Genomic DNA, 21,927 nt, shown 5'->3' with positions numbered 1-21,927 from the left:
GAGCTTAAGTACACCTGCCCTCTATATACTTAAGGGAACAAATCAATCGCTATTGAAGGGACAGCATGTCAGCATACGAAACCAAGGCCTGGCTCCAGCACTATCCCGAGTGGACTCCGCACTCTCTTGAATATGGCGAGACCACGCTGCTGGACGTTTATGACAACAACCTGGCCATCAATGCCGAAAAGTCAGCCACCTACTTCTTTGGCCGCACCCAAACCTATGCGGAGCTGGACAAAGAAGTTCGTAGCATTGCAGCGGGCTTGCGTGCCCTGGGTGTTCGCCCTGGTGACCGCGTAGCCATCGTCTTGCCAAACTGCCCGCAGCACATTGCAGCTTTCTACGCAGCACTCAAGCTGGGCGCCACTGTCATCGAGCACAATCCGCTCTACACCGCCCATGAGCTTTTGGAGCCTTTTAAGGATCATGGCGCACGCGTAGCAATTGTGTGGGATAAGGCTGCTCCAACTGTGGAAAAACTTCGCAGTGAGACTCCTTTGGAAACCATCGTTTCCGTCAACATGATCAACGCAATGCCAACTCTGCAGCGTTTTGCTCTGAAGCTGCCTATCCCTGCATTGCGTAAGACTCGCGATTCCCTCTCCGGAACTGCACCCAACACTGTGCCTTATGAGACTCTCAAGAGTGCCGCAATGGGTGGCGAAGGCGAAGATGTAGTTTCCGAACCTTCAGTCACAAAAGAGACCATCGCCCTGATTCTCTACACTTCCGGCACCACTGGCCGTCCAAAGGGCGCGCAGCTTTCCCACGGCAACCTTTTTGCCAATTTGTTGCAGGGTAAAAGCTGGGTACCTGGTCTTGGCGATAAACCAGAGCGCCTGCTCGGTGCCCTGCCAATGTTCCACGCCTATGGCCTGACCATGGTCGGAACCCTCTCTGTGTTTATCGGCGGCGAAATGGTGCTGCTGCCAACTCCACGCATCGACCTCATCATGAACCTGATGAAGAAGCACACTCCCACTTGGCTGCCCGGCGTTCCTACTCTCTACGAGAAGATCGTCGACGCCTCTGATGAGATGAACATCCCAATTAAGGGCGTGCGCAATTCCTTCTCTGGCGCCTCTACCCTGCCAACACGCACTGTTGAGCGTTGGGAAAGCCACACCGGTGGCCTGCTGGTGGAAGGTTATGGCCTCACCGAGACCTCTCCAATCATCGTGGGTAACCCCATGAATAAGAGCCGTCGCCCAGGTTATGTGGGAATTCCTTTCCCAGACACCCTGGTTCGCATTGCTAATCCAGAAAACCTCGATGAGACCCTGCCAGATGGCACTGAGGGCGAAGTTTTGGTTAAGGGCCCACAGGTTTTCCAGGGCTATCTCAATCAGCCAGAAGCAACCGCCTCCAGCTTCCACGGCGAGTGGTACCGCACCGGCGATGTCGGAGTCATGGAAGAAGATGGCTTTGTACGTTTGGTTGCTCGTATCAAGGAAGTCATCATCACCGGCGGCTTCAACGTTTATCCGGTTGAGGTGGAAGAAGTCCTCATCGAGCACCCTGATATTCAGGATGCTGCGGTAGTTGGATTGCCACGAGAAGATGGCTCTGAGAATGTTGTTGCAGCTATCACCCTGGTGGAAGGCGCTGCACTGAACCCAGAGGGCTTGAAGGAATTCGCCCGCGAAAACCTCACTCGCTACAAGGTTCCACGCACCTTCTATCACTTTGAGGAGATGCCTCGCGATCAAATGGGCAAGATTCGCCGTCGCGAAGTTCAGGCCGAGTTGATTAAGAAGACTCAGAAATAAAAATATGCGGTAGCTGCGGGAAATCTTCCCAGCTACCGCATATTTTTAGTTTAAGGTGGCCCAAGAAGTGGCGATGAGCTGCTCTAACACCTCAAGGTCAACATCTTCAGGCTTATTGATGTACACACAGCCTCGGCCCTCGGTGTACTTGCCCAATTCCGGCAAAAGCTTAGCTCCACGCTCAGAGTCTTTAAGGCCATAAAGCGAAATCTTGGACTTGGCAGGACTAAATCCCACTTGGAACCAATCGCCTTCGCGGCCGGTGTGGGAGATGTAGTGGGTTTCTCCATAGCCGATCATCGAAGGTCCCCACATCTTGGGCTCTGCCCCGGTGACGCGGTTGAAAATTTCCAAAAGCTGCTTGCCATGCTCCACCCGGCGCGGGGTGTCGAGCGCCTCGATATAGTTCAGCGGATCCACGCCGGTGATATGCGTTTTGATATCGGAGGCTACTTTGCCGGTATGACCAGCTGTAATGGTGGCGCCCTTGGTTTCTGCGCCAAGCGCTAGGCCGCGTTCCTCCAAAGCTACCTGGATGCGCCCCAATCCAACCTTGCCCACTCCATGCAGCGCAATAAGCGTTTTATAGGGCACTCCATCAAGCGATTCCAGGTCTGGATAGCCCGCCGCGTTGAGAGCATTGTGCAAGGGAGCTGCAGTGCCGGGTACTTCCGCGAAATCAGTCATCGATACTCATTCCAATCCATACGGGTTCAGGAACTAAGGTCACTCCAAAAGCATCGTGTACCCCGGCGCGAATTTCCTGGGCGAGGCGCAGCAGGTCAGTTGCGCTCGCTTCTCCCCTATTAGTCAGCGCCAAGGTGTGTTTATTGCTCAGCGCAGCTTTTGCGCCAGGGCCGGGGTGTCCCTTGGCAAAACCTGCACGCTCAATAAGCCAGGCTGCGGAAAGCTTTTCTTTGTCCTCGCCTGCTGGGTAGCGCGGCATTGTGGGCTCGCCAACTTTTTCAAAAACGGAGGTGGCAACTGCAGGATCGACGATGGGGTTGGTAAAAAATGAGCCCGCTGACCAGGTGTCATGGTCGCCTGCATCGACCACCATGCCCTTGCCGCGGCGCAATTCCAGCACCATATCGCGGACTAGTCGAATAGGGCGGCGTGGTTGCCACTCAGACGCCGAAACTGCTAATCGACGAGCCAACTCGCCGTATCGCAAAGGGGCGGACAAACCATCTGGCAATAGTTGCATGGTGATGGCCAAAACCACGGCACGATTTGTGAACTTCAGGTTTGAATAGCGATATGCCAACTCCAACTCGGAGGCTGGTACCCAGGAGACCTCACCAGAGTGACGATCATAAAGCTGCACCTGAGTTAATACATCAGATACTTCCGTGCCATAGGCTCCCACATTTTGCACCGGCGTGGCACCTGCAGAACCTGGAATTCCGGAAAGACATTCAATTCCGCCCAACCCGGATTCCACCGAGAAGGCCACAACATCATCCCACTGTGCTCCAGCTTCAGCGGTGATGGTGGACTCGGCAAAATTCACGCTTACTGCATCGGCTTCGATGATGACAGCAACCACATCTAAATCGCCATCGGCGACAACAAGGTTGGAGCCCCCGCCCACAATGAGCAGCGGGAGGGAGGCGTCGTCAAGCAATTTAACAACGGCAACCACCGCGGCGGTGGTCCGACAACGCACAGCTAGGCGCGGTTTTCCCCCTATATGGAGGGTCGTGAGATCAGCAAAAGTGACCTCAGAATCAAGTTCTACACCGTCAATTGCGGCAATTTCTTGGGCTAGCGATGAATCCAACACCCTACTAACGGTAGTCTTAACTGCATGGCAACGCGTAGCGAAAACACAATTACCATTAATCAGCCCATCGATAAGGTCCACGAGGCGCTGACCACTGAAGCGTACTGGGCCTACATCGCAGCAAACCTCTCCCCAGAAGCAGGCGAGGTGAATGAGTTCTCTGCAGCCGACGGCAGCGCAGATGTCACCCTCTTCGAGGTACTTCCATTGGACGTACTTCCAGAGGCAGTGCGCGCCATGATCAGCCAGGCACTCAAGGTCAAGCGAGTAGTTAACGTTCCAGCATTCAACAACAACGCTGGCACCATCAACTACCTTGCAGACGTCAAGGGCACCCCAGTTGACTTCAAGGGCACCATCGCTGTGAATGGCGACGACACCGCCACCACCTTTGCATACAGCAATGAAGTCTCCGTCAACATCCCATTCATGGGCCCTGCCATCGAGCCAAAGGTAGCCGACGCACTTGGCGAGCTCTTCGGCAACGAAGGTGCACTCACCGAAAAGTGGATCTCCGAGAACCTCTAAACACATCTCTTCATGGTCGATCACGCTCATAATCTCCGCGCTTCATTTAATGTCCCAACAACTGGGAAAAAAATTAAGCCAATTGGCGTGATCACTCGTGGCACCACCGGTGTGAATCGTCTACGACGCTTCGATCGGTGGTGCTTTCATCATGACCGGGTCCGCTCGCTTGTAGCTGGCTATGGTTTTGGGACTCTGGCTTTGGATGTCGGTTACGGCGCCAGCCACACCACCACCGTGGAATGGGGACGCTGGCTACACCGCCTCGATTCAAAAATGCGCGTGGTGGGCCTAGAAATTAATCCCGAAAGAGTTTTACCTGCTCAAGGCGGAGTTTCCTTCGAGCTTGGCGGCTTTGAACTAGCCGGCTATCAGCCCCAACTTGTGCGGGCCTTCAATGTGCTGCGCCAATACGATGTGGAGCAGGTTGCCGATGCGTGGAATACCGTCACCTCTCGACTTGCCCCCGGTGGATTATTTTTTGAAGGCACCTGCGATGAAATCGGCAGACGCTGCAGCTGGATCACCTTGGATGCAACCGGTCCTGTGACATTAACGCTGGCATGGGATCCTTGGGGTGTAGAAAAACCTTCTGACGTGGCCGAACGACTGCCAAAGGTGCTGATCCACCGCAATGTTCCCGGCGAAAAGATCTACTCTTTGCTTGCCGCTGCTGATGCTGCCTGGGATTATTCCGCCGGCTGGGAGCCCTATGGACCGCGGGTGCGCTGGGAAAAGGCTCGGCTGATGCTTGTTGAACAAGGCTGGCCCATTGAAATCCCCCGGCGACGTGTGGGTGACTGCCTCTTAACTGTGCCCTGGGATGTTGTTGCGCCCTAATTTTAGGGATTTGCCTGGAGCCAATTTAAAGCGCTTATATTTGCTAATGACCAAGAAGGTACTAGGCTCGTTTTTATGCCCGTAAATCGCCTTCTAGATGGTGGTTATTTTTGCAGCTGCAGTGCAATTTTCCGAGGTTTGAGCGGGAAGCGTGCCAATTTACGAAAATCCATAGTGTTGCATCGAATATTTGTGCAAATCGGCACCAAAATGCGCCCATTTCGGTGCCGATTTACGACAAAAACTTCCGCCAGGCGTCCTTTTTGCGTAAATCCGCACGCCCGCCATGGTCATGCCCCGGGCGCGGCACAAAACCGACCCAAAATCGGCACCTCAACAGCATTCCCAGCAAGCTTTTATGAGATTGTGGCGTGGAAAACTTTAAAACACCTGAATGATAAGGGAGACTGGGAACGTGGCTAAATCAAAAAGATCTGTATTTCCTAAAGTTCTGCTCACTATTGTGGTTGTTTTGCTGATTTTGGTGATCATCGCGGAGTTCGGCCTGCGCTGGATGGTCGGCAAGCAGCTGAAAGAGGAATTCCAAAACCAGGCGGCGGAGCAAGGGATCACCGTCGAGGAGGAGCCGTCGATTAGCTTTGGCGCTTCTCCCCTGCTGTTGGGCCTGGTCAAAGGCAGTATTGATGAGGTTACGGTGGATACGCCTAACACGGTGCAGATCACTTATCCTGGCGGCGCAACTTCTGCCCCTGAGATCACTGGCACCCCGCAGGCCACAATTGAGCTCGGCGGCTTGGGCGTGCGGGATCGCGAGAATCCAGTGGCAGAGAACCTGACTCTCACTACTTTCGCCTCCGATGAGTTTGTGTTGGCCACCATGCAGCAGCAAATGGCTGAGGCAGCTGGCGGAACCACGGAAGATGCTGGACTGGCCGCGATGTTGGTGCAGGAATTGGTCAAAGTCACCAATATCACCTCAAATCCAGAGAATCAGTCAGTGGAGGTGGAATTCACCGACGGTGCAGCACGCGCCAACCTGCGACCACTAGTTCTTAATGGTCAGCTCGCTTTTGAGATCACCGATTCTGAGCTTTTTGGCTTCAGTCTGCCTGATGAGGTGTCCAATATGTTGACTGAAGGCGTGAAGTCTTCCATTCAGAACGTTGCCGGCGGCCTGCAGATTTCCGATATTGAGGTGGCAGAAGGTGGCATTAATGTCACACTCACCGGCCAAAATATCAACGTCCGCACCCTGGAGAGCGCAAACTAAGCTTTTCGACGCACCCCTCACCGCCCCAACCAAGGGCGGTGTTTTTAGCCTTGTTATATACCCCACCGGGGTATAAGCTAAGTGGTAGCACATCCCCATTTTCAAAGGACTAAAAATGCCTACCACTCCAAACATCGCCACCGTTGATCTTGGTGTAACCGGTATGACCTGTACTTCTTGCTCCGCCCGGGTGGAAAGAAAACTCAACAAGTTAGAAGGGGTCACCGCCTCAGTTAACTACGCCACCGAGTCCGCACAGGTAAGTTATGATCCCAGCCTGGTTGCCCCAGAACAGCTCATCAAAACTGTAGAAGGCGCAGGTTATAGCGCTTTTTCCATGACTTCCACCCCTGCACAGGATGAAGAACACACGCCCGACGGCCAGGATCGAATCGATGCTGCCAGGGAGGAAGAAGCAGCCGACCTCAAGCACCGCCTGCTCATTTCCGCTGCCCTTTCGGTGCCAATTGTGCTGCTCAGCATGGTTCCGGCGCTGCAGTTCAACAATTGGCAGTGGGCTGTTTTAACAATGGTCACCCCGGTGTTTTTCTGGGGTGGCGCACCTTTCCATAAGGCAACCTGGGCAAATCTCAAGCATGGTTCTTTCACCATGGACACTTTGGTTTCCTTGGGAACTGCCGCGGCATATCTCTGGTCCCTGTGGGCTCTCTTCTTAGGAACCGCCGGCCACGCCGGAATGAAGATGGAATTTCATCTTTTCCCCACAGAATCCACCATGGATGACATTTATTTGGAAACTGTCGCAGTGGTTATTTCCTTCCTATTGCTAGGCCGCTGGTTTGAGGTCAAAGCTAAGGGACAATCCTCCGCAGCTTTAAGAGCGCTGCTGGATATGGGAGCAAAAGATGCTGCCGTCATTCGCGACAATGCTGAGCTGCGCATTCCCATCAGCCAGCTGGTAGTTGGAGATATTTTTGTCACCCGCCCCGGCGAGAAAATCGCAGCCGACGGCGTCGTGATGGAAGGCACCTCCGCGATTGATCAGTCCATGCTCACCGGCGAATCCCTGCCCATTGAAGTCACTCCTGGCGATAAAGTCACCGGTGCAACGCTGAACACTTCCGGCCGTTTGCTGGTCAAGGTCACTCGGCTCGGCGCAGATAGCACGCTCGCCCAGATGGCAAAGCTCGTTAGCGATGCCCAATCCCACAAGGCGCCCGTGCAAAGGCTGGTGGATCAGATCTCGCAGATCTTCGTGCCGGTGGTTATTGTCATTTCCCTGCTTACGCTTGCCGGCCACCTCATTTTCACTGACGATGGCCTGTCCGCGGCATTTACCGCTGCGGTTGCTGTGCTCATCATCGCCTGCCCCTGTGCCCTGGGTTTGGCTACTCCTACTGCGCTTTTGGTCGGTACGGGACGCGGTGCGCAGCTCGGCCTGTTAATTAAGGGACCGGAGGTGCTGGAATCCACCAAGAAGGTTGATACCATCGTCCTCGATAAGACTGGCACTGTGACCAGCGGAAATATGTCCGTGGCTGCTGTCACCGCGGCGGGAATCTCCGAGCAAGAGCTAATCGATCTCGCTGCATCCGTCGAAAAGCTCTCTGAACACCCAATTGCGCAGGCGATTGCCCTTGCTGGGACGCCCCGCACGGCCACGGACTTTAAGAACACTGCAGGTCAGGGCGTTTTTGCCCGGGTTGATGGGCGCGAGATTCAGGTTGGCCGGCCGGTTCGGCCGTTGCAGGGCGAACTCTTAGACGCTTTTCGACGTTCCCAAGCTGAGGGTGGAACTCCGGTTGTGGTTTCTGTGGATGGCGTTGAGCACGGCGTCATTAGTGTGCGCGATAGTGTCAAGCCATCTTCTGCCGCGGCAATTGCGCAGCTCAAGGACCTTGGGCTGACCCCAATTTTGCTCACTGGCGATAATTATGGCGCTGCGCGTGCCGTTGCCGCCGAGGTTGGCATTACGGAAGTTATCGCGGAGGTAATGCCTGCTGAAAAAGTGGAACAAGTAAAGAAACTGCAGGCAGCAGGAAAAAATGTGGCCATGGTTGGCGATGGTGTCAATGATGCGGCAGCCCTCGCTCAAGCAGATCTGGGTCTGGCCATGGGCGCTGGTACCGACGTTGCCATCGAGGCCTCCGATATCACGCTCATGAACAATGATCTTCATTCAGCAGTGGATGCCATCGACCTCTCCCGCAAAACTTTAGGCACCATCAAGGGCAACCTTTTCTGGGCTTTCGCCTACAATGTGGCGCTAATACCAATTGCTGCACTTGGGCTGCTCAACCCGATGCTCGCGGGCATTGCAATGGCCTTTAGTTCAGTTTTTGTAGTTTCCAACTCCCTGCGCCTGCGCGGTTTTAAATCGAGGAATTCAAAATGAGTGAAAATAGCTGCCACGCCGAGGGCCACACCCACGGCTATATCGAGGAAAAGGCCCGCTACCTGGCCCGACTCAAGCGCATCGAAGGCCAAACCCGTGGCATTCACCGCATGATCGACGAGGAACAATACTGCATCGACATTCTCACCCAGATTGCCGCCGTTAACTCCGCCCTCAAAAATGTGGCATTTGGGCTTCTCGACGACCACCTCGCTCACTGCGTTAAGGATGCAGCGGGGCTCGGCGGAGAAGAACTCGACGCCAAGCTCAAAGAAGTTTCCGACGCCATCGCCCGATTCTCCAAAACCTAAAAATCATGTCCACGCCGGCCCGAACTGCACTGCTGACCACCACTTTTATGTCCATGGTCGGCGCAGCTGGGGCCATTGTGGTGTGGATGTACTTGCCTTTTAGTGACGAGGGCGATGCGGGTTCCACCACCACAGTTACCGCAACAATCTATCGCCCACCAGTGCCAACCCATTGTGATCCCGAGATTTTCCAAGAGATGGGCTACACCCTGCTATTTTGTGATTCTGGCTGGGCCAGCGGTGGCAAGCCGGATAGCGAGGAATTACAAAACTTCCAGTGGGTTGATGGACAATGGTTAGAAATCGCACCCAATGGCCACACTTCCAACGGCTCCCATTGTTATGACACCTCAGCTTTGCGATTATTCGGCGCTCCCGAAGAACTGCTGCACAACCTTATCGATTGCCAGGTGTAGCTTTTAATTCCTTGAGTGGCGTGAGCTGCGGCAACACCAGCGCCCCAGCCCCTAACCCTCCCGCAAAATAGCCGCAGCCTGAGAAGTGCCAATGCGAGTGGCGCCGGCTTCAACAAATGCAACAGCATCTTCCCAAGTACGGATGCCACCTGAGGCTTTGATGCCGATTTTTCCTTCGCCAGCCGCAGCCATAGCTCGCACAGCTTCTAAAGTGGCGCCGCCGGCGGGATGGAATCCGGTAGAAGTTTTTACAAAGTCGGCACCGGCGGCTCGTGCAGCGCGTACCGCAACGGCAATAGCTGCGGGTGAGAGCACTGCGGTCTCGAGAATCAGCTTCAGCACAATGGGTGAAGGCACGGCTTCGCGGATCGCCACGATTTCAGAGAGCAAAACATTGGGATCAGCGGCTTTTACATTGGCAATGTCAAGAACCACGTCAATTTCGGAAGCTCCATTTTGCACTGCCAGGCGCGCCTCGGCACCTTTTACTAAAGCGGGGGTTTTTCCATGGGGGAATCCAGCTACAGTAGCCACGGTAATGCCAGCTTCTTGCGCCTTTTTAGTGAGATTGACCATGTTGTTGGGGACACAAATAGCACCAACGCCCAGCTCGATGGCCTCTTCTATAAATACAGCAAGTTCGACTTTAGTTACTTCTGGTCCGAGCAAGGTGTAGTCGAGCAGTGTGGCCATCTGGGCGCGGGAAATAGTCATATCTCCTACCCTACTTAGCATCGCCAGATATCCAAGGTAGAATCCGATAAATGACTCCGAGTTCTTCTGAGATCCGTAATCGCCCCAGCACCGCTCCGGAGGAGCGTCAATTTGTGCTTACTTTCGGCTGCCCAGACTCCACGGGTATCGTCGCAAAGCTTTCTTCTTTTCTCGCGGAGCGAGGGGGCTGGATTACTGAGGCGGGTTACTTTACTGACCCGGATTCTAACTGGTTCTTTACGCGCCAAGCTATCCGCGCGGAATCCATTGATATGTCCATTGAGCAGCTGCGGGAGGAATTCGCTCCTATCGCGGAGGAATTTGGTCCTCGCGCTAAGTGGAAGTTCACCGACACCGCACAGGTGAAGAAGGCTGTGTTGGTGGTGTCCAAGGAGGGTCACTGCCTGCACGATCTGCTCGGCCGTGTGGCGGAGAATGACTATCCGATGGAAGTTGTCGCAGTGGTGGGCAATCACGATAATTTGCGTTATATCGCAGAGAACCACAATGTGCCGTTTTTCCACGTGCCTTTCCCTAAGGATGCAGTGGGCAAGCGTAAGGCTTTTGACCAGGTCGCAGAGATCGTTAATGGTTATGAGCCGGATGCGATTGTGCTCGCACGCTTTATGCAGATTTTGCCACCGGATCTTTGTGAGATGTGGGCTGGCCGCGTGCTTAACATTCACCACAGCTTCTTGCCGTCATTTATGGGTGCGCGCCCTTATCACCAGGCATATAGCCGTGGCGTGAAGCTGATTGGCGCGACTTGCCACTATGCCACCCCTGATCTCGACGACGGTCCCATCATTGAGCAGGATGTTATCCGCGTGACGCACAAGGATACCCCTGCTGAGATGCAGCGTCTTGGCCGCGATGCGGAGAAGCAGGTGCTGGCTCGCGGTTTGCGATTCCACCTAGAGGACCGCGTTTTGGTCTATGGAAATCGCACCGTAGTTTTTGATTAAATGCAAAATGCCCCGCGGAAACTTTCAGGTTTCCACGGGGCATTACTATTTATTGCTTTGCGACGGGCTCTTGGATTAAATCACTAGTAGATTCATCACTGGTGGTTTCCCGCAGCTTCTCATGTTTAATGAACAGCAGCAGCACAAATGCAATGGCAATCAGCGGCATCATGGTGAAGAACACTGGGGTCAGTGCATCGTTATATGCGCTGGCGAATGCATCGTGTAGCGGTGCTGGCAGCTGGTTAACCATGGCGGGGGTGAGGTCATTGGAATCAACGCCACCTTGGGCAGCCATTGCAGCTTGTTCCTCAGGGGAAAGTGCAGCCATAGCAGCTGGCATACGCTCTGCCATGAGATCGCTGAGGTTGCCTACGAACATGCCGCCTACCAATGCGGATCCCAAAGAAGAACCGATCTGGCGGAAGAAGTTGTTTACTGCGGTTGCAGAACCAACAACTGCGACTGGCAAAGTATTCTGCACAACCAACACGAGCACCTGCATTGCCAAGCCGAGGCCAACGCCGAGCACCAGCAGGTAAATGCCGATCTGCCAGAGGCTGGTTTCCACGGACAAGGTTCCAAAGAGAACCAAGGAAACAAAGGTGATTGCCATACCCACTGGTGGGAAGAGCTTGTACTTACCGGTCTTGGTGATGCGCAAACCAGTCCAGATGGACATGCCCATGAGGCCAACCATCATTGGGATGAGCATATAACCTGCTTCAGTTGCATTAATGCTGTGCACCATCTGCATATAGGTAGGCAGGTAGCCGATCACGCCGAACATTGCTACGCCCAGGATCAGACCCGCGATCGTGGTGATGGCAAAGTTGCGGTTTTGGAAGAACTGCATTGGAACCAAAGGATCCTTAGCACGAAATTCTACAATAACCAGCAAAATAGCAGCAACAATAGTAGCGATAATCAAGCCGATGATAATCGGATCGCTCCACTCATACTGGGAACCACCCCAGGTGGTGAAGAGGATCAAGCTGGTGGTTGCGATGATCATAAAGACGGTGCCCAGGTAATCCCACTGGAACTTCACGTTGCGCTTTGGAATATCCAAGAAGTAGATGGCAACACCGATGGCGATGATTCCCAAAGGAATATTCATCCAGAATGCCCAGCGCCAGCCGGGGCCTTCGGTGAACCAGCCACCGAGCAAAGGTCCAAGAACTGCGGAGAGGCCAAAAACGCCACCCATAACACCCATGTAGCGGCCACGCTCACGAGCAGGAACCACATCGGCAATAATTGCTTGGGCCAGAATCATCAAGCCACCGCCACCGATGCCTTGCACAGCACGGCCAACAATCAACCAGGTCATATTGCCGGCGAGGCCACCAATGATAGAGCCCAGCAGGAAGATCGACAGGGCGCCAATAAAGAGGCTCTTACGTCCTACCAAGTCACCAAGTTTGCCGTAGATAGGCAACATAATGGTTTCTGCCAGCAGGTATGCGGTGATAACCCACATCATGTGGTCAACGCCGCCGAGTTCACCAACGATAGTTGGCAGTGCGGTACCAAAAATCATCTGGTCGAGGGACGCCATCATCATGGCAACCATCAGTGCGGCGAGAATCCACCAGACTTTTTTCTGTTCTTCGGGGGTCATGGAAGAAGGTACTTTTTCCTTCTTCGCTTTCCTGCCCCGCACCTTTACGGGGCTTGTAGAGGTTTCAGACATTATTCGTTCGTTTCCTTGAGATGATCTGCGCGGATGAATACCAGCAGAATGGCAGCGAGCACGGCGATCGGAGTTAGCGCCAAGAAGATTGGCGTAAGAGCGTCGTTATAGGAAAGCTGGATGGCTTCACGCAGAACCTGAGGCAGGGTATCCACGAGATGCGGGGTCAAGTTGGAGGCGCCAGAGAAGTTACTCATTGCATCTGCGTATGGAGCGCCTTCGGCACCCATAGAAGCGATGGCAGCGGGAACATTTTCCACAAAGCGGTCAGACAGATTGCCAATGAACAGGCCACCGATCAGTGCGGAGCCAATGGCGCCACCAATTTGACGGAAGAAGTTATTGGAACCTGTTGCGGTGCCAACCATAGTGACTGGGAAGGAGTTCTGCACGATAAGAACCAAAATCTGCATAGCGCAGCCGAGGCCAAAACCGAAGACAAAGAAGTAAATGCCAACCAACCACAGTGGATCCTTGGGCTCCAGGGTGGAGAGCAGGTACAGGGCGACGACAATAACAACCATGCCGACAACTGGGAACCACTTGTACTTACCGGTGCGGGAGACAATATTGCCAACGGTAATAGAAGTACCAATCAGGCCAATCATCATTGGGATCAGCATCAGGCCGGCTTCAGTTGGGTTGAGGCCGTGCACCATCTGCAGGTAGGTAGGCATATATGCGATGGTGCCCATCATGAACATACCAACGCCGATACCGGCGATTGCGGTGAGCACGAAGTTGCGGTTTGCAAAAAGGCCCATGGGGACCAGTGGGTCAACCGCGCGCTTTTCGACGAAAACAAACACGATGGTCGACACCACAGCGGTAACCATCAATCCGAGGATCATGGAAGAGCCCCACTCGTATTCGTTGCCACCCCAGGTGACAGTAAGCACAATGGCAGTGGTTGCAATCGCCATGAAAATGCTGCCCAGCCAGTCAACGGTAACCTTGCCGCGTTCACGAGGAGGAAGCTTTAGCAGGACTGCAATTGCAACAAGAGCAATAATGCCGATTGGCACGTTAAGCCAGAGGCCCCAGCGCCAGCCTGGCCCATCGGTAAACCAGCCACCGAGCAAAGGTCCCAGGATTGAGGAAAGTCCGAAGACGGAACCCATAACACCCATGTACTTTGCGCGTTCGCGAGGAGTGGTGACATCTGCGGTAATTGCCTGGGAGAGGATCATCAAGCCACCGCCAGCGATACCCTGCAGTGCACGAGCCACAATCAGCACCGTCATGGAGTTAGCCAAGGCGCCGATAATGGAGCCCACTACAAAGAGTGCAATGGCGAACATAAAGAGGTACTTGCGGCCGAACTGGTCACCCAACTTGCCAAAGATTGGCAAGGAGATGGTCTGGCCCAAGAGGAATGCAGTAATAACCCAGGTCATGTGGTTAACGCCACCGAGTTCACCAACGATGGTAGGCAGGGCGGAACCGAAAATAGTTTGGCCCAGTGAGCTCAGCAGCATGGCGAGCATCAGTGCGCCGATGATCAGACCGACGTGGCCGGTTGCTTTCTCTGCTACTGCTGTTTCAGTTGCAGCTTCACCATAAGGAGCGGAAACGTGCGCCGAGGGCGCGCCGCTCTTTGAGATGGTGGTGACGGGGCGATCTTGGTCCACGTCGTTATTCATTGTCATTTTGTTGTTCACCTTTTAAGAAGAAAAATATTATTTAATGCCTTTTGGCAGCAGGCGCGGAAATCTATTTGGGTGACTTCAGGTAGTGAATGCCACTTCCTGGAACCTTGAAAAACTGCGGTGACCAGGATGCCAACCATGGTGATAGCTTCAGTTTCTGGGCTTTCCTTCAGGCGTTGCGCCTCGGGCCACTTGATGAAGTAATCACGGAGCAGATCTTCCAAAACCGCGCGACCTTCGTGGAATCTGACAAAGTGTTGCATTGCCAGTTCGGGATGGTTAAATCGGATCTCTTTGCGGCGCTTCATGATCGTTCCGGAGAGCCCTCCTGTGGAGTGATCATGGCTACCGATCAAGTTGATGACCAGTTCAAAAGCTTTGTCAAAAACATCATCATGCTCTACTGCGAGAAATTCCTCGCGCTCTCCTTCAGAGGGAACTCTAAAGCTGGAGCCGATGACGGCGGCTTCTTTAGATTCCACATAGTTGAAGAAAGTTCTCTTAGAGATCCCAGCTTCAGCACAAATATCTTCGACGGTGACATTGTCGAACCCACGCTCCAAGACCAGTCTGGTTGCGTTATCTTCGATCGCTTCCAAGGTCTTTTTACGTTTGATTTCCCTCAACGAGGGTTGCTCTTCAATATCCACTCAAGTAAACCTAGTGAACTTTTGCACTGAGTGCAATATTGCACCGGGTGAAGTTGTTAACGCGTTCCATATCAAGTGAATCAAGTCACTTTTAGTGTCGCAACGGAGGGACTTTCCACAAATAAAATGTCCAGCACTTGAAATTCAAGTGCTGGACATTTTGAAAACTAACGTCAAACCGCCGCTAAACTGCAGCAAAATAACGCGAGTGCGAATGGCGAATTACATTTTCACTCGCCCCAGAAATCGCAACGATCTCCATATCTGGATCTTCGTTAAGACGATCAAGCCTAATGCGCTCTCGAGTAGCTTCAATAAGAGAATCGAAGGGAGTGCACTTCACGCGACCACTAGGACGGTGATACTCAATCAAAAATGCTGGCATTATTAATCCCCCTTTCATTCTTCTTTATTCAATTTTGCCACAAAAAATCCCCTCATCTCCACTGTGGAGATGAGGGAAAAATTGCGTTAAAAACTACCAGCCGCCGGCACCTTCGAGGATTCCCTTGATTTGTGGTCGTACATCAAACCAATAGATGCCGATGAGGACGATGCCCACCCATGGCAAGATTGGAACTGCGGTACCCAGCACGATGAGGACAAATCCAGAAGCGATGAGCATGGCCACCCAGACCAGCTTCTTTTGACGATCTGCCACCTCAAAGGCATCTTCGCGAGTGGTGGCAGCAAGGAAAGCTCCGATAAAGCCAAAGATTCCAATCAGGGTGAAAATGCCCCAGATGAACCAACTGGTGCCGTTATAAAGCATTTGCATATCCATGATTTATGTGGAACTTCCTTAGCTTTGCGGAGGAATTACTTCTCCGTCGATAATATCTTCCCCACCGTCTTCGGCGGAATTGGCTTTTTTAGCTTTACGCTTTTCCAAAGTCTCATCAAGCTTATCGCGCGAGCTTTCCACGACAGAACTAAATGCAGTCTTCACCTTATCAGTATCGGATTCACTCAGCGCGCCACGCACAGAGGTGGCCACTTCCTTGAGGATCTCGCCAGCATCACGGGCGAAATCCTTGCCAGCAGCAACAACATCACCAGCTTTAGCCTGCTGAAAAGCCTCGGTGGCTTCGGTTTTTAGTTTGTTGAGGGTTTCTTTTTCAGAAAGTTCCTCACGGACTTGCTTTCCTACTTTGCCTGCAACATCGCCAAGCTCAGAAGCAGCGTCTCCAAAAGTGGACATTTAAAACTCCTTTAAGCGCCGAATAAGATATGAGACACAGTGTAAATGCCAAGGCCAGCTAATGCACCCACAATGGTGCCATTGAGGCGGATATATTGCAGATCTTTACCAACCATTAACTCAATCTTTTCAGAAGCCTCATCTGCATCCCAGCGTTCGATGGTTTCGGAAATGATGCTGGTGACCTCGGGGGCGTAGTTATCTGCCAAGAAGGCGGCAGCTTTTGTGATGCGATTATCCAGTGAGCTGCGCAGGTTTTCGTCGTCAAGCACTCTTTGACCCCAGACCACTGAGGCCTCGGCGATTTTGCGGCGGAGCAGGGATGACTCGTCGCTGGCGGCGTCGATGAGGGAGGCGGAGGCCGACTCCCAAATCGTCGGCGCAGCCTGCGCAATCGCTGCCGAGCCCATGACATCCTGCTTGATTTTTTCCACGCGGGTGATCATGGCGGCGTCATATTGCAGGTCCTGGGCCAAATTATTGAGGAAGCGGCGCAGCGAAATGCGTGCCTCGTGCTTGGGATCCTCGGCAACGGCAGCGGTGAACTTAATAACTTCCTCATAAACCTTGCCGCTGACCAGCTGCGCGGTGAATTTCGGCGCCCAAATCGGGCGGCGCTCATTAAGCAGGCGGTCAATGAGTTCCTCGGAACCCAGCGCCTTTTTATGCAGCCACTGCGCAAGTTCCTGCACCACTGGCTCGGTTTTACCCTCCGCAATCAGCTGCTCCAGCAGGCGCCCGGCAGGCGGACCCCACGCAGGCTCCCCCAGCTTGTCGATCACTGCAGCGTTAATAACAGCTTCGGCATCCTTGGGGTCGATGGCGCGCACAATATTGGCGGTCAGTTTGCCCACCTCACGGGATACTTTCTCACCATTTTCCGGTTGCGCCAGCCACTTGCCGGCACGCTCAGGAATCTGCGCCTGGGAGACTTTCTCTGTAATCAACTGCGCATTGAGGAAGTTATCGCCCACAAAGCCGCTTAAAGCCTCACCAAGCTGGTCTTTTTTGCGCGGAATAATCGCAGTATGCGGAATTGGCAGCTTAAGCGGATGGCGGAACAGGGCGGTGACGGCAAACCAGTCCGCCAAACCGCCGATCATGCCGGCCTCCGCTGCGGCACGCACAAAACCCACCCATGTTGCAGTCTCCCCAGGGCGAGTTTCTACATAGCGACACAGCAAATAAATCAATGCCGCAAAGATCAGCAATCCAGTGGCAAAAGCCTTGTGGCGGCGCAGTTCGCGACGCCGCGCCGCCTCCACCTCCGGAGCTGGTCCAGGCACCGAATTTTGTGCATGCTGAAGTTCGTGATTTCCCATAGCGCCCATTATGTACTGTGCCTGGGACACGAATGCATAGTGTGTCCAAGTTTCAGGGTAATTTCAGGGGTATGAATGCCCCACTTTCACTTGGTCGCATCCGCGCGCTGCGCTTAATTGCCCAGCTCCTTGCCCCCTCTACGGCTTTTCCACGAACCTTCGCCATGGATTCCGCGGTAGGTGCCGCCAAACATATGTTGGCCAGCCAGGCACAACAACGCGGATCCGCTTTGGTCGCCCTAGACATCCGCTCCCACAAGCCCGGTACAGCAGCCACCGCCCTGGAAACCTCCCTGCTCATACGCAGTTGGTCCCAGCGTGGCACCCACCAAATCCTGGCCGCCGAAGACGTCCGTTGGATGACACTGCTCTGCTCCCCACGCATCGTTGCGGCCTCCGCCAAGCGACGTCACCAACTTGGGCTTGACGACGCCGCCGTTCACCGCGCACACGAGGTGCTCAGCGAGCACGCCGCTATTGCCCCTGTGCCTAGAAGCCAAGCATATGAACTATTCCGTTCCGTAGATGTTGACCCCGGCGAACACCGCGGACAGCACTTGCTCCGTCACTTTGGCGGGGAGGGCAACATTGTCCAAGGACCACCGGTGGATAACGAAGATACCTTTGTGCTACTCGACTCCATTTGCCCACTTTCTTTGGGTTTGCGCGGTGATGAAGCCCTATTTGAAATGACTCGCCGCTACTTCTATTCCCGCGGCGCTGCCACCATCAAGGATGTGCAGTGGTGGTCTGGCCTTACTTTGCGAGATCTGCGAAAAGGAGTTGCATTCCTGGCTGGGCGTGGAGAAATTGTGCAGGTTGCAGGCCCAAATAAAGAAGAAATGTGGATCCCTGCCTGGGCTGAGTCTGTAACTTCCGAAGAGGTAGCGTCAGCCTTGGAACCAGAACTCACTCTGCCGGCTTTTGATGAATACCTACTCTCCTACACCGACCGGACCCACCTGATGGATTCAGAGCACTTGTTTAGCATTGGACCGGGCAAAAACGGTGTGTTCAAGCCATTCAAGGTAGTTCAAGGTGAGGCGCTGCCGGTTTAGGGCTGGATGTTTGGCTGAGCAAAAATGGTGTAGAGTTGTTTTCAGCAAACAGGTTAAAAACTGTAAACATTGAGATCACCCGCTGCACTTTCCACAAGTGCAGCGGGCTTCTTTTTGCTCTGCGCTAGCTGCTAGCTAAGTTAGCTCAATGAAAAACACCCTTTCGCCCAGGTAGAACCAGGGTGAGAGGGTGTTTTCGGAGGTGCTGCTGATTCAGTCTGCCTATCTAAAGGCGATTACTGGGAGCGACCGGTTTCCTTTGCATAAGCGTGGTAAGCGGAACGGCCCTTCATAATCAAAACAGTTCCAAGAACGAGGCATACAACGGCAAAAACTACGCCGATGATGGTGTAGAGCATCCAGTTTTCCTGCTGCTGACCAACGCTGTTTGCGCCGATTCCGAAGAGCACTGCACCGATACCAGCAAGGGAAGCGAGCAGAAGGCCCATTCCGATCCAGGTGGAGGAGCGATCCAGGGAGGAGTGTGGAGCGTTGTAGCTCACTGGTACATAACCCTGGATGTAGTGCATACGCTCCGGGGCGGTGTTCTTCTTCGCGGAGGACATGGCGTTCACTCGTCTTTCTTGTCGAACAGTGCTAAACATCCTCCGAAGAGAATGCTTAGCCTGTGGAAAAATTACTTAGATTTTAGACTAGTCGTCTTTACCACGGATAGCTGCACGCGCACGTTCCTTAGTGACAGCTGCCACAGCGGTCAGGGGGATGCCTGCAGGGCAAACATCGGCACACTCACCGTAAAGGGAGCAGTGACCGAAGTTGGTTTCCATCTCGTCGACCATCTTACGGGCACGAAGTCCGCGCTCTTCCTTACCCAGTGGGAGAAGGGAGAGGTGAACGAGCTTTGCACCGGTGAAGAGGTGAGCTGCACCGTTAGGGCAAGCTGCAACACAAGCGCCACAGCCAATGCAGGCTGCGTGATCGAGTGCAAGCTCAGCGGTTTGGTGGTTGACGTGCAGGGTATCAGCGTCTGGTGCGGTACCAGCGTTGATGGTGACGTAGCCACCCTGCTCCATGACGCGGTCCAGAGCGGAACGGTCAACAACCATGTCCTTGATAACCGGGTAGGCTGCGGAACGAAGTGGCTCGATCTTCAGGGTGTCGCCATCGTTGTAGCTGACCAGACGCTGCGCACAGGCAGGCTTGTTCTGGTCGGCACCGTGAGGACGGCCGTTTACGAGGAGACCACAAGTACCGCAAATACCTTCGCGGCAGTCAGAAGCAAAGGCGAAAGGCTCTTTGTTTTCTTCGATGAACTTGTTGTTTACGTGGTCAAGCAGTTCCAGGATGGACATCTGTGGAACGGCGTCGTTAACCTGTACGGTCTCGAACTTGCCTTCCGCAGTAGGGCCTGCCTGACGCCAGATCTCAAGTGTCAGTTTCATTACTTGTAGTTCCTTGTCTGCAGCGGGATGGACTCGAAGAACAGTGGCTCAGCGTGGCGGATGAAGGTACCGTTCTCGCCTGGCTCCCATGCGGAGACGAAGCACCAGTTCTCGTCGTCACGTTTAGCTTCGCCGTCTTCGGAGAGGTGATCGTCACGGAAGTGTGCACCACAGGACTCGTCGCGGTCGAGGGCGTCGACACACATGAGCTCGCCAAGGTCAATGTAGTCAGCAACGCGTGCTGCGTACTCGAGAACCTGGTTCATCTCATTTGGGCTACCGGTGATGCGCATGTTCTTCCAGAAGTCCTCGCGGAGGGCACGGATCTTGTCGATGCCATCCTGAAGGTCCTCGACATTTCGGGAAACGCCACAGGAGAAGTACAAGATATCGCCGAGCTGGCGGTGGTAGTAATCAGGTCCGTGTGGGTTGTCGCCCTTGATGTTCATCAAGCGATCAATACGAGCCTGAGCACGCTCGATTGCTGCAACTGCCTCTGGAGCATCCTCTGCCAGAACCTCAGTACCCAGCAATGGGCCGAGGTAGTTAGGGATGGTGAATGGCAGGGTGAACCAGCCATCAACAGAAGCGGAAAGCAGGGAGTTTGCACCCAGACGGTTTGCACCGTGGTAGGTCCAAGATGCTTCACCGGCGCAGAAAAGACCTGGGATGGAGGTCATTTCATTGAAGTCGGTCCACAGGCCACCCATGGTGAAGTGGCAGGTAGGAGCAATACGCATTGGGGTGGCGTATGGATCTTCACCAATTGCCTCTTCGTACATGGTGAAGAGGTTGGAGTAACGCTCGCGGATGGTGTCCTGGCCGAGGCGCTCGGTAGCGTCGCGGAAGTCCAGGTAAGCGGCGTTGTGCAGCGGGCCGACACCAAGGCCGGCGTTAATCTGCTGAGAGATCGCACGGGATGCCACATCGCGTGGAACCAAGTTGCCGAACGCTGGGTAGCGGCGCTCCAGGAAGTAATCGCGCTCGTCCTCAGGGATGCTGTTTGGATCGCGATCATCGTTTGGAGCCTTAGGTGACCAGATGCGGCCGTCGTTACGGAGCGACTCAGACATCAAAATGGTCTTGGACTGCCAGGTGGAGTTCACAGGCAGGCCAGTTGGGTGGAACTGAATGAAGGATGGGGATGCAAAGTATGCGCCAGCTTCATATGCACGCATGATTGCGGATGCATTGGAGTTCTTCGCCAGGGTGGACATGTGGTAGACGTTGCCGTAACCACCGGTTGCCAGGACAACTGCGTGTCCGGTGTGAGCGGTGAGCTCACCGGTGATGAGGTTACGCATAACCAGGCCTTCACAGCGCTTCTGTCCATCACGTTCGGTGATGATGACATCAACCATTTCGTTGTGGGTGAAGATCTCTACGGAGCCAAGGTGGATCTGGCGCTGTAGCGCGGAAGCGGTGGAAAGCTGTAGCTGCTGTCCGGTTTGTCCACGGGTGTAGTAAGTACGGGACACCTGCACACCACCGAAGGAACGGGTTGCCAAGGTTCCGCCGTATTCACGAGCAAATGGAGCGCCGATGGCGTTCATGTGGTCGATAACGCGAACGGACTCGACGGCTAGACGCCAACAGTCAGACTCGCGGCAGCGGTAGTCGCCACCCTTAACGGTGTCTTTAACGTGCCGGTATGCGCCGTCGTTATCAACCTTCTTGCCACGGGCGGAGTTAACGCCACCCTGTGCAGCAATAGAGTGCGCACGACGAGGAGCGTCGTGGTAAGTGAAGGACTTAACGTCGTAGCCGAGTTCACCGAGGGCTGCAGCTGCAGCGCCACCGGAAAGACCGGTACCAACGATGAGGACGCGGAACTTGCGACGGTTAAGTGGGGAGACCAGGTTCATGTGGTCTTTTTGGTATTCCCACATGTCCTTGGTGGGAACGCCTGCAGGCTCAGCAGAGTCCAGAACGGTGCCGGCGGAAACCTCTGGGAGGATGGAAACCGGGTGCTTAAATTCTGGGCGTGGGGTGGTTTCAGAGATAATGCTCATTAAATATTCCTACCTTT

General features: G+C 54.0%; 22 protein-coding genes. 9 read left to right on the top strand and 13 right to left on the bottom strand.

From position 1 onward, the window contains the following. Positions 1–65: 65 nt before the first annotated feature. Complete coding sequence (locus H924_RS01800; RefSeq protein WP_015650257.1) at positions 66–1,772, top strand: long-chain-fatty-acid--CoA ligase; 1,707 nt, start codon at positions 66–68, stop codon at positions 1,770–1,772. 45 nt (positions 1,773–1,817) lie between these two features. Here the strand turns inward: H924_RS01800 and H924_RS01795 are convergent, their stop codons facing one another. Together H924_RS01795 and H924_RS01790 are read right to left on the bottom strand one after the other, a co-directional pair. Next, positions 1,818–2,459 (bottom strand): DUF1801 domain-containing protein, encoded by a 642-nt coding sequence (locus H924_RS01795; protein ID WP_015650256.1) that lies wholly within the window; start codon positions 2,457–2,459, stop codon positions 1,818–1,820. After that, the gene (locus H924_RS01790) at positions 2,452–3,558 is read right to left on the bottom strand and encodes a UDP-N-acetylmuramate dehydrogenase (protein WP_015650255.1); all 1,107 of its coding nucleotides are present in this window, start codon (positions 3,556–3,558) and stop codon (positions 2,452–2,454) included. Before H924_RS01790 ends, H924_RS01795 begins: the two co-directional genes overlap by 8 nt. Before the next feature lie 24 nt (positions 3,559–3,582). Here H924_RS01790 and H924_RS01785 point away from each other — a divergent pair, with 24 nt between their 5' ends. The 6 genes from H924_RS01785 (at position 3,583) to H924_RS13585 (ending at position 9,240) form a co-directional block, all read left to right on the top strand. Next, the gene (locus tag H924_RS01785; protein ID WP_015650254.1) at positions 3,583–4,086 is read left to right on the top strand and encodes a DUF2505 domain-containing protein; all 504 of its coding nucleotides are present in this window, start codon (positions 3,583–3,585) and stop codon (positions 4,084–4,086) included. Positions 4,087–4,098: 12 nt separating this feature from the next. Then, the gene (locus H924_RS01780) at positions 4,099–4,926 is read left to right on the top strand and encodes a methyltransferase domain-containing protein (protein WP_015650253.1); all 828 of its coding nucleotides are present in this window, start codon (positions 4,099–4,101) and stop codon (positions 4,924–4,926) included. A gap of 415 nt (positions 4,927–5,341) precedes the next feature. Beyond that, positions 5,342–6,157, top strand: a complete 816-nt coding sequence (locus tag H924_RS01775) for an LmeA family phospholipid-binding protein (RefSeq protein ID WP_015650252.1) — start codon at positions 5,342–5,344, stop codon at positions 6,155–6,157. A 115-nt stretch (positions 6,158–6,272) separates the two neighbouring features. Beyond that, the gene (locus tag H924_RS01770) at positions 6,273–8,513 is read left to right on the top strand and encodes a heavy metal translocating P-type ATPase (RefSeq protein WP_015650251.1); all 2,241 of its coding nucleotides are present in this window, start codon (positions 6,273–6,275) and stop codon (positions 8,511–8,513) included. Then, positions 8,510–8,824: a metal-sensitive transcriptional regulator gene (locus H924_RS01765; protein ID WP_015650250.1), complete on the top strand. Its 315-nt coding sequence runs from the start codon at positions 8,510–8,512 to the stop codon at positions 8,822–8,824. Before H924_RS01770 ends, H924_RS01765 begins: the two co-directional genes overlap by 4 nt. Positions 8,825–8,829: 5 nt before the next feature. Next, positions 8,830–9,240, top strand: a complete 411-nt coding sequence (locus H924_RS13585; protein WP_015650249.1) for a hypothetical protein — start codon at positions 8,830–8,832, stop codon at positions 9,238–9,240. A 51-nt stretch (positions 9,241–9,291) separates the two neighbouring features. Here the strand turns inward: H924_RS13585 and deoC are convergent, their stop codons facing one another. Then, complete coding sequence (gene deoC / locus H924_RS01755; RefSeq protein ID WP_015650248.1) at positions 9,292–9,954, bottom strand: deoxyribose-phosphate aldolase; 663 nt, start codon at positions 9,952–9,954, stop codon at positions 9,292–9,294. Positions 9,955–10,004: 50 nt separating this feature from the next. Here deoC and purU point away from each other — a divergent pair, with 50 nt between their 5' ends. Continuing rightward, positions 10,005–10,919: a formyltetrahydrofolate deformylase gene (gene purU / locus H924_RS01750; RefSeq protein ID WP_015650247.1), complete on the top strand. Its 915-nt coding sequence runs from the start codon at positions 10,005–10,007 to the stop codon at positions 10,917–10,919. A 49-nt stretch (positions 10,920–10,968) separates the two neighbouring features. Here purU and H924_RS01745 read toward each other — a convergent pair whose 3' ends face one another. From H924_RS01745 to H924_RS01715, 7 genes are all read right to left on the bottom strand, one after another. Then, a complete protein-coding gene (locus H924_RS01745) occupies positions 10,969–12,615 on the bottom strand; it encodes an MDR family MFS transporter (protein ID WP_015650246.1) in 1,647 nt (548 codons plus the stop codon). After that, positions 12,615–14,258 (bottom strand): DHA2 family efflux MFS transporter permease subunit, encoded by a 1,644-nt coding sequence (locus tag H924_RS01740; RefSeq protein ID WP_015650245.1) that lies wholly within the window; start codon positions 14,256–14,258, stop codon positions 12,615–12,617. The genes H924_RS01745 and H924_RS01740 overlap by 1 nt, the downstream gene beginning before the upstream one ends. A gap of 14 nt (positions 14,259–14,272) precedes the next feature. Continuing rightward, the gene (locus H924_RS01735; protein ID WP_015650244.1) at positions 14,273–14,914 is read right to left on the bottom strand and encodes a TetR/AcrR family transcriptional regulator; all 642 of its coding nucleotides are present in this window, start codon (positions 14,912–14,914) and stop codon (positions 14,273–14,275) included. 184 nt (positions 14,915–15,098) lie between these two features. Continuing rightward, a complete protein-coding gene (locus H924_RS01730) occupies positions 15,099–15,299 on the bottom strand; it encodes a hypothetical protein (RefSeq protein WP_015650243.1) in 201 nt (66 codons plus the stop codon). A gap of 93 nt (positions 15,300–15,392) precedes the next feature. Then, positions 15,393–15,698 (bottom strand): DUF2516 family protein, encoded by a 306-nt coding sequence (locus H924_RS01725; RefSeq protein WP_015650242.1) that lies wholly within the window; start codon positions 15,696–15,698, stop codon positions 15,393–15,395. A gap of 18 nt (positions 15,699–15,716) precedes the next feature. Next, complete coding sequence (locus H924_RS01720; protein ID WP_015650241.1) at positions 15,717–16,115, bottom strand: CGLAU_01105 family protein; 399 nt, start codon at positions 16,113–16,115, stop codon at positions 15,717–15,719. Between the two features lie 11 nt (positions 16,116–16,126). After that, positions 16,127–17,437, bottom strand: coding sequence for a DUF445 domain-containing protein (locus tag H924_RS01715; protein ID WP_029703847.1), 1,311 nt, complete (start codon positions 17,435–17,437; stop codon positions 16,127–16,129). A 71-nt stretch (positions 17,438–17,508) separates the two neighbouring features. Between H924_RS01715 and H924_RS01710 the strand changes: the two genes are divergently transcribed. Next, complete coding sequence (locus H924_RS01710; RefSeq protein ID WP_015650239.1) at positions 17,509–18,495, top strand: winged helix DNA-binding domain-containing protein; 987 nt, start codon at positions 17,509–17,511, stop codon at positions 18,493–18,495. Positions 18,496–18,731: 236 nt separating this feature from the next. On the opposite strand, the gene H924_RS01705 is transcribed toward H924_RS01710, so the two are convergent. From H924_RS01705 to H924_RS01695, 3 genes are all read right to left on the bottom strand, one after another. After that, positions 18,732–19,061, bottom strand: coding sequence for a hypothetical protein (locus H924_RS01705; protein WP_015650238.1), 330 nt, complete (start codon positions 19,059–19,061; stop codon positions 18,732–18,734). Positions 19,062–19,148: 87 nt separating this feature from the next. Beyond that, positions 19,149–19,898 (bottom strand): succinate dehydrogenase/fumarate reductase iron-sulfur subunit, encoded by a 750-nt coding sequence (locus H924_RS01700; protein ID WP_015650237.1) that lies wholly within the window; start codon positions 19,896–19,898, stop codon positions 19,149–19,151. Next, complete coding sequence (locus H924_RS01695) at positions 19,898–21,910, bottom strand: fumarate reductase/succinate dehydrogenase flavoprotein subunit (protein WP_015650236.1); 2,013 nt, start codon at positions 21,908–21,910, stop codon at positions 19,898–19,900. The genes H924_RS01700 and H924_RS01695 overlap by 1 nt, the downstream gene beginning before the upstream one ends. Positions 21,911–21,927: the final 17 nt, after the last annotated feature.

Source organism: Corynebacterium callunae DSM 20147, assembly GCF_000344785.1.
Taxonomy (GTDB): Bacteria; Actinomycetota; Actinomycetes; order Mycobacteriales; family Mycobacteriaceae; genus Corynebacterium; species Corynebacterium callunae.
Note: the sequence above shows the minus strand (reverse complement) of the source record. Positions and strands in the feature narration are given on the sequence as shown.

Coding starts and splice junctions, on each gene's coding strand:
- H924_RS01800 (WP_015650257.1), top strand. CDS start 66: ATGTCAGCATACGAAACCAAGGCCTGGCTCCAGCACTATCCCGAGTGG.
- H924_RS01795 (WP_015650256.1), bottom strand. CDS start 2,459: ATGACTGATTTCGCGGAAGTACCCGGCACTGCAGCTCCCTTGCACAAT.
- H924_RS01785 (WP_015650254.1), top strand. CDS start 3,583: ATGGCAACGCGTAGCGAAAACACAATTACCATTAATCAGCCCATCGAT.
- H924_RS01780 (WP_015650253.1), top strand. CDS start 4,099: ATGGTCGATCACGCTCATAATCTCCGCGCTTCATTTAATGTCCCAACA.
- H924_RS01770 (WP_015650251.1), top strand. CDS start 6,273: ATGCCTACCACTCCAAACATCGCCACCGTTGATCTTGGTGTAACCGGT.
- H924_RS01765 (WP_015650250.1), top strand. CDS start 8,510: ATGAGTGAAAATAGCTGCCACGCCGAGGGCCACACCCACGGCTATATC.
- H924_RS13585 (WP_015650249.1), top strand. CDS start 8,830: ATGTCCACGCCGGCCCGAACTGCACTGCTGACCACCACTTTTATGTCC.
- deoC (WP_015650248.1), bottom strand. CDS start 9,954: ATGACTATTTCCCGCGCCCAGATGGCCACACTGCTCGACTACACCTTG.
- purU (WP_015650247.1), top strand. CDS start 10,005: ATGACTCCGAGTTCTTCTGAGATCCGTAATCGCCCCAGCACCGCTCCG.
- H924_RS01745 (WP_015650246.1), bottom strand. CDS start 12,615: ATGTCTGAAACCTCTACAAGCCCCGTAAAGGTGCGGGGCAGGAAAGCG.
- H924_RS01740 (WP_015650245.1), bottom strand. CDS start 14,258: ATGAATAACGACGTGGACCAAGATCGCCCCGTCACCACCATCTCAAAG.
- H924_RS01730 (WP_015650243.1), bottom strand. CDS start 15,299: ATGCCAGCATTTTTGATTGAGTATCACCGTCCTAGTGGTCGCGTGAAG.
- H924_RS01725 (WP_015650242.1), bottom strand. CDS start 15,698: ATGGATATGCAAATGCTTTATAACGGCACCAGTTGGTTCATCTGGGGC.
- H924_RS01720 (WP_015650241.1), bottom strand. CDS start 16,115: ATGTCCACTTTTGGAGACGCTGCTTCTGAGCTTGGCGATGTTGCAGGC.
- H924_RS01715 (WP_029703847.1), bottom strand. CDS start 17,437: ATGGGAAATCACGAACTTCAGCATGCACAAAATTCGGTGCCTGGACCA.
- H924_RS01710 (WP_015650239.1), top strand. CDS start 17,509: ATGAATGCCCCACTTTCACTTGGTCGCATCCGCGCGCTGCGCTTAATT.
- H924_RS01705 (WP_015650238.1), bottom strand. CDS start 19,061: ATGTCCTCCGCGAAGAAGAACACCGCCCCGGAGCGTATGCACTACATC.
- H924_RS01700 (WP_015650237.1), bottom strand. CDS start 19,898: ATGAAACTGACACTTGAGATCTGGCGTCAGGCAGGCCCTACTGCGGAA.
- H924_RS01695 (WP_015650236.1), bottom strand. CDS start 21,910: ATGAGCATTATCTCTGAAACCACCCCACGCCCAGAATTTAAGCACCCG.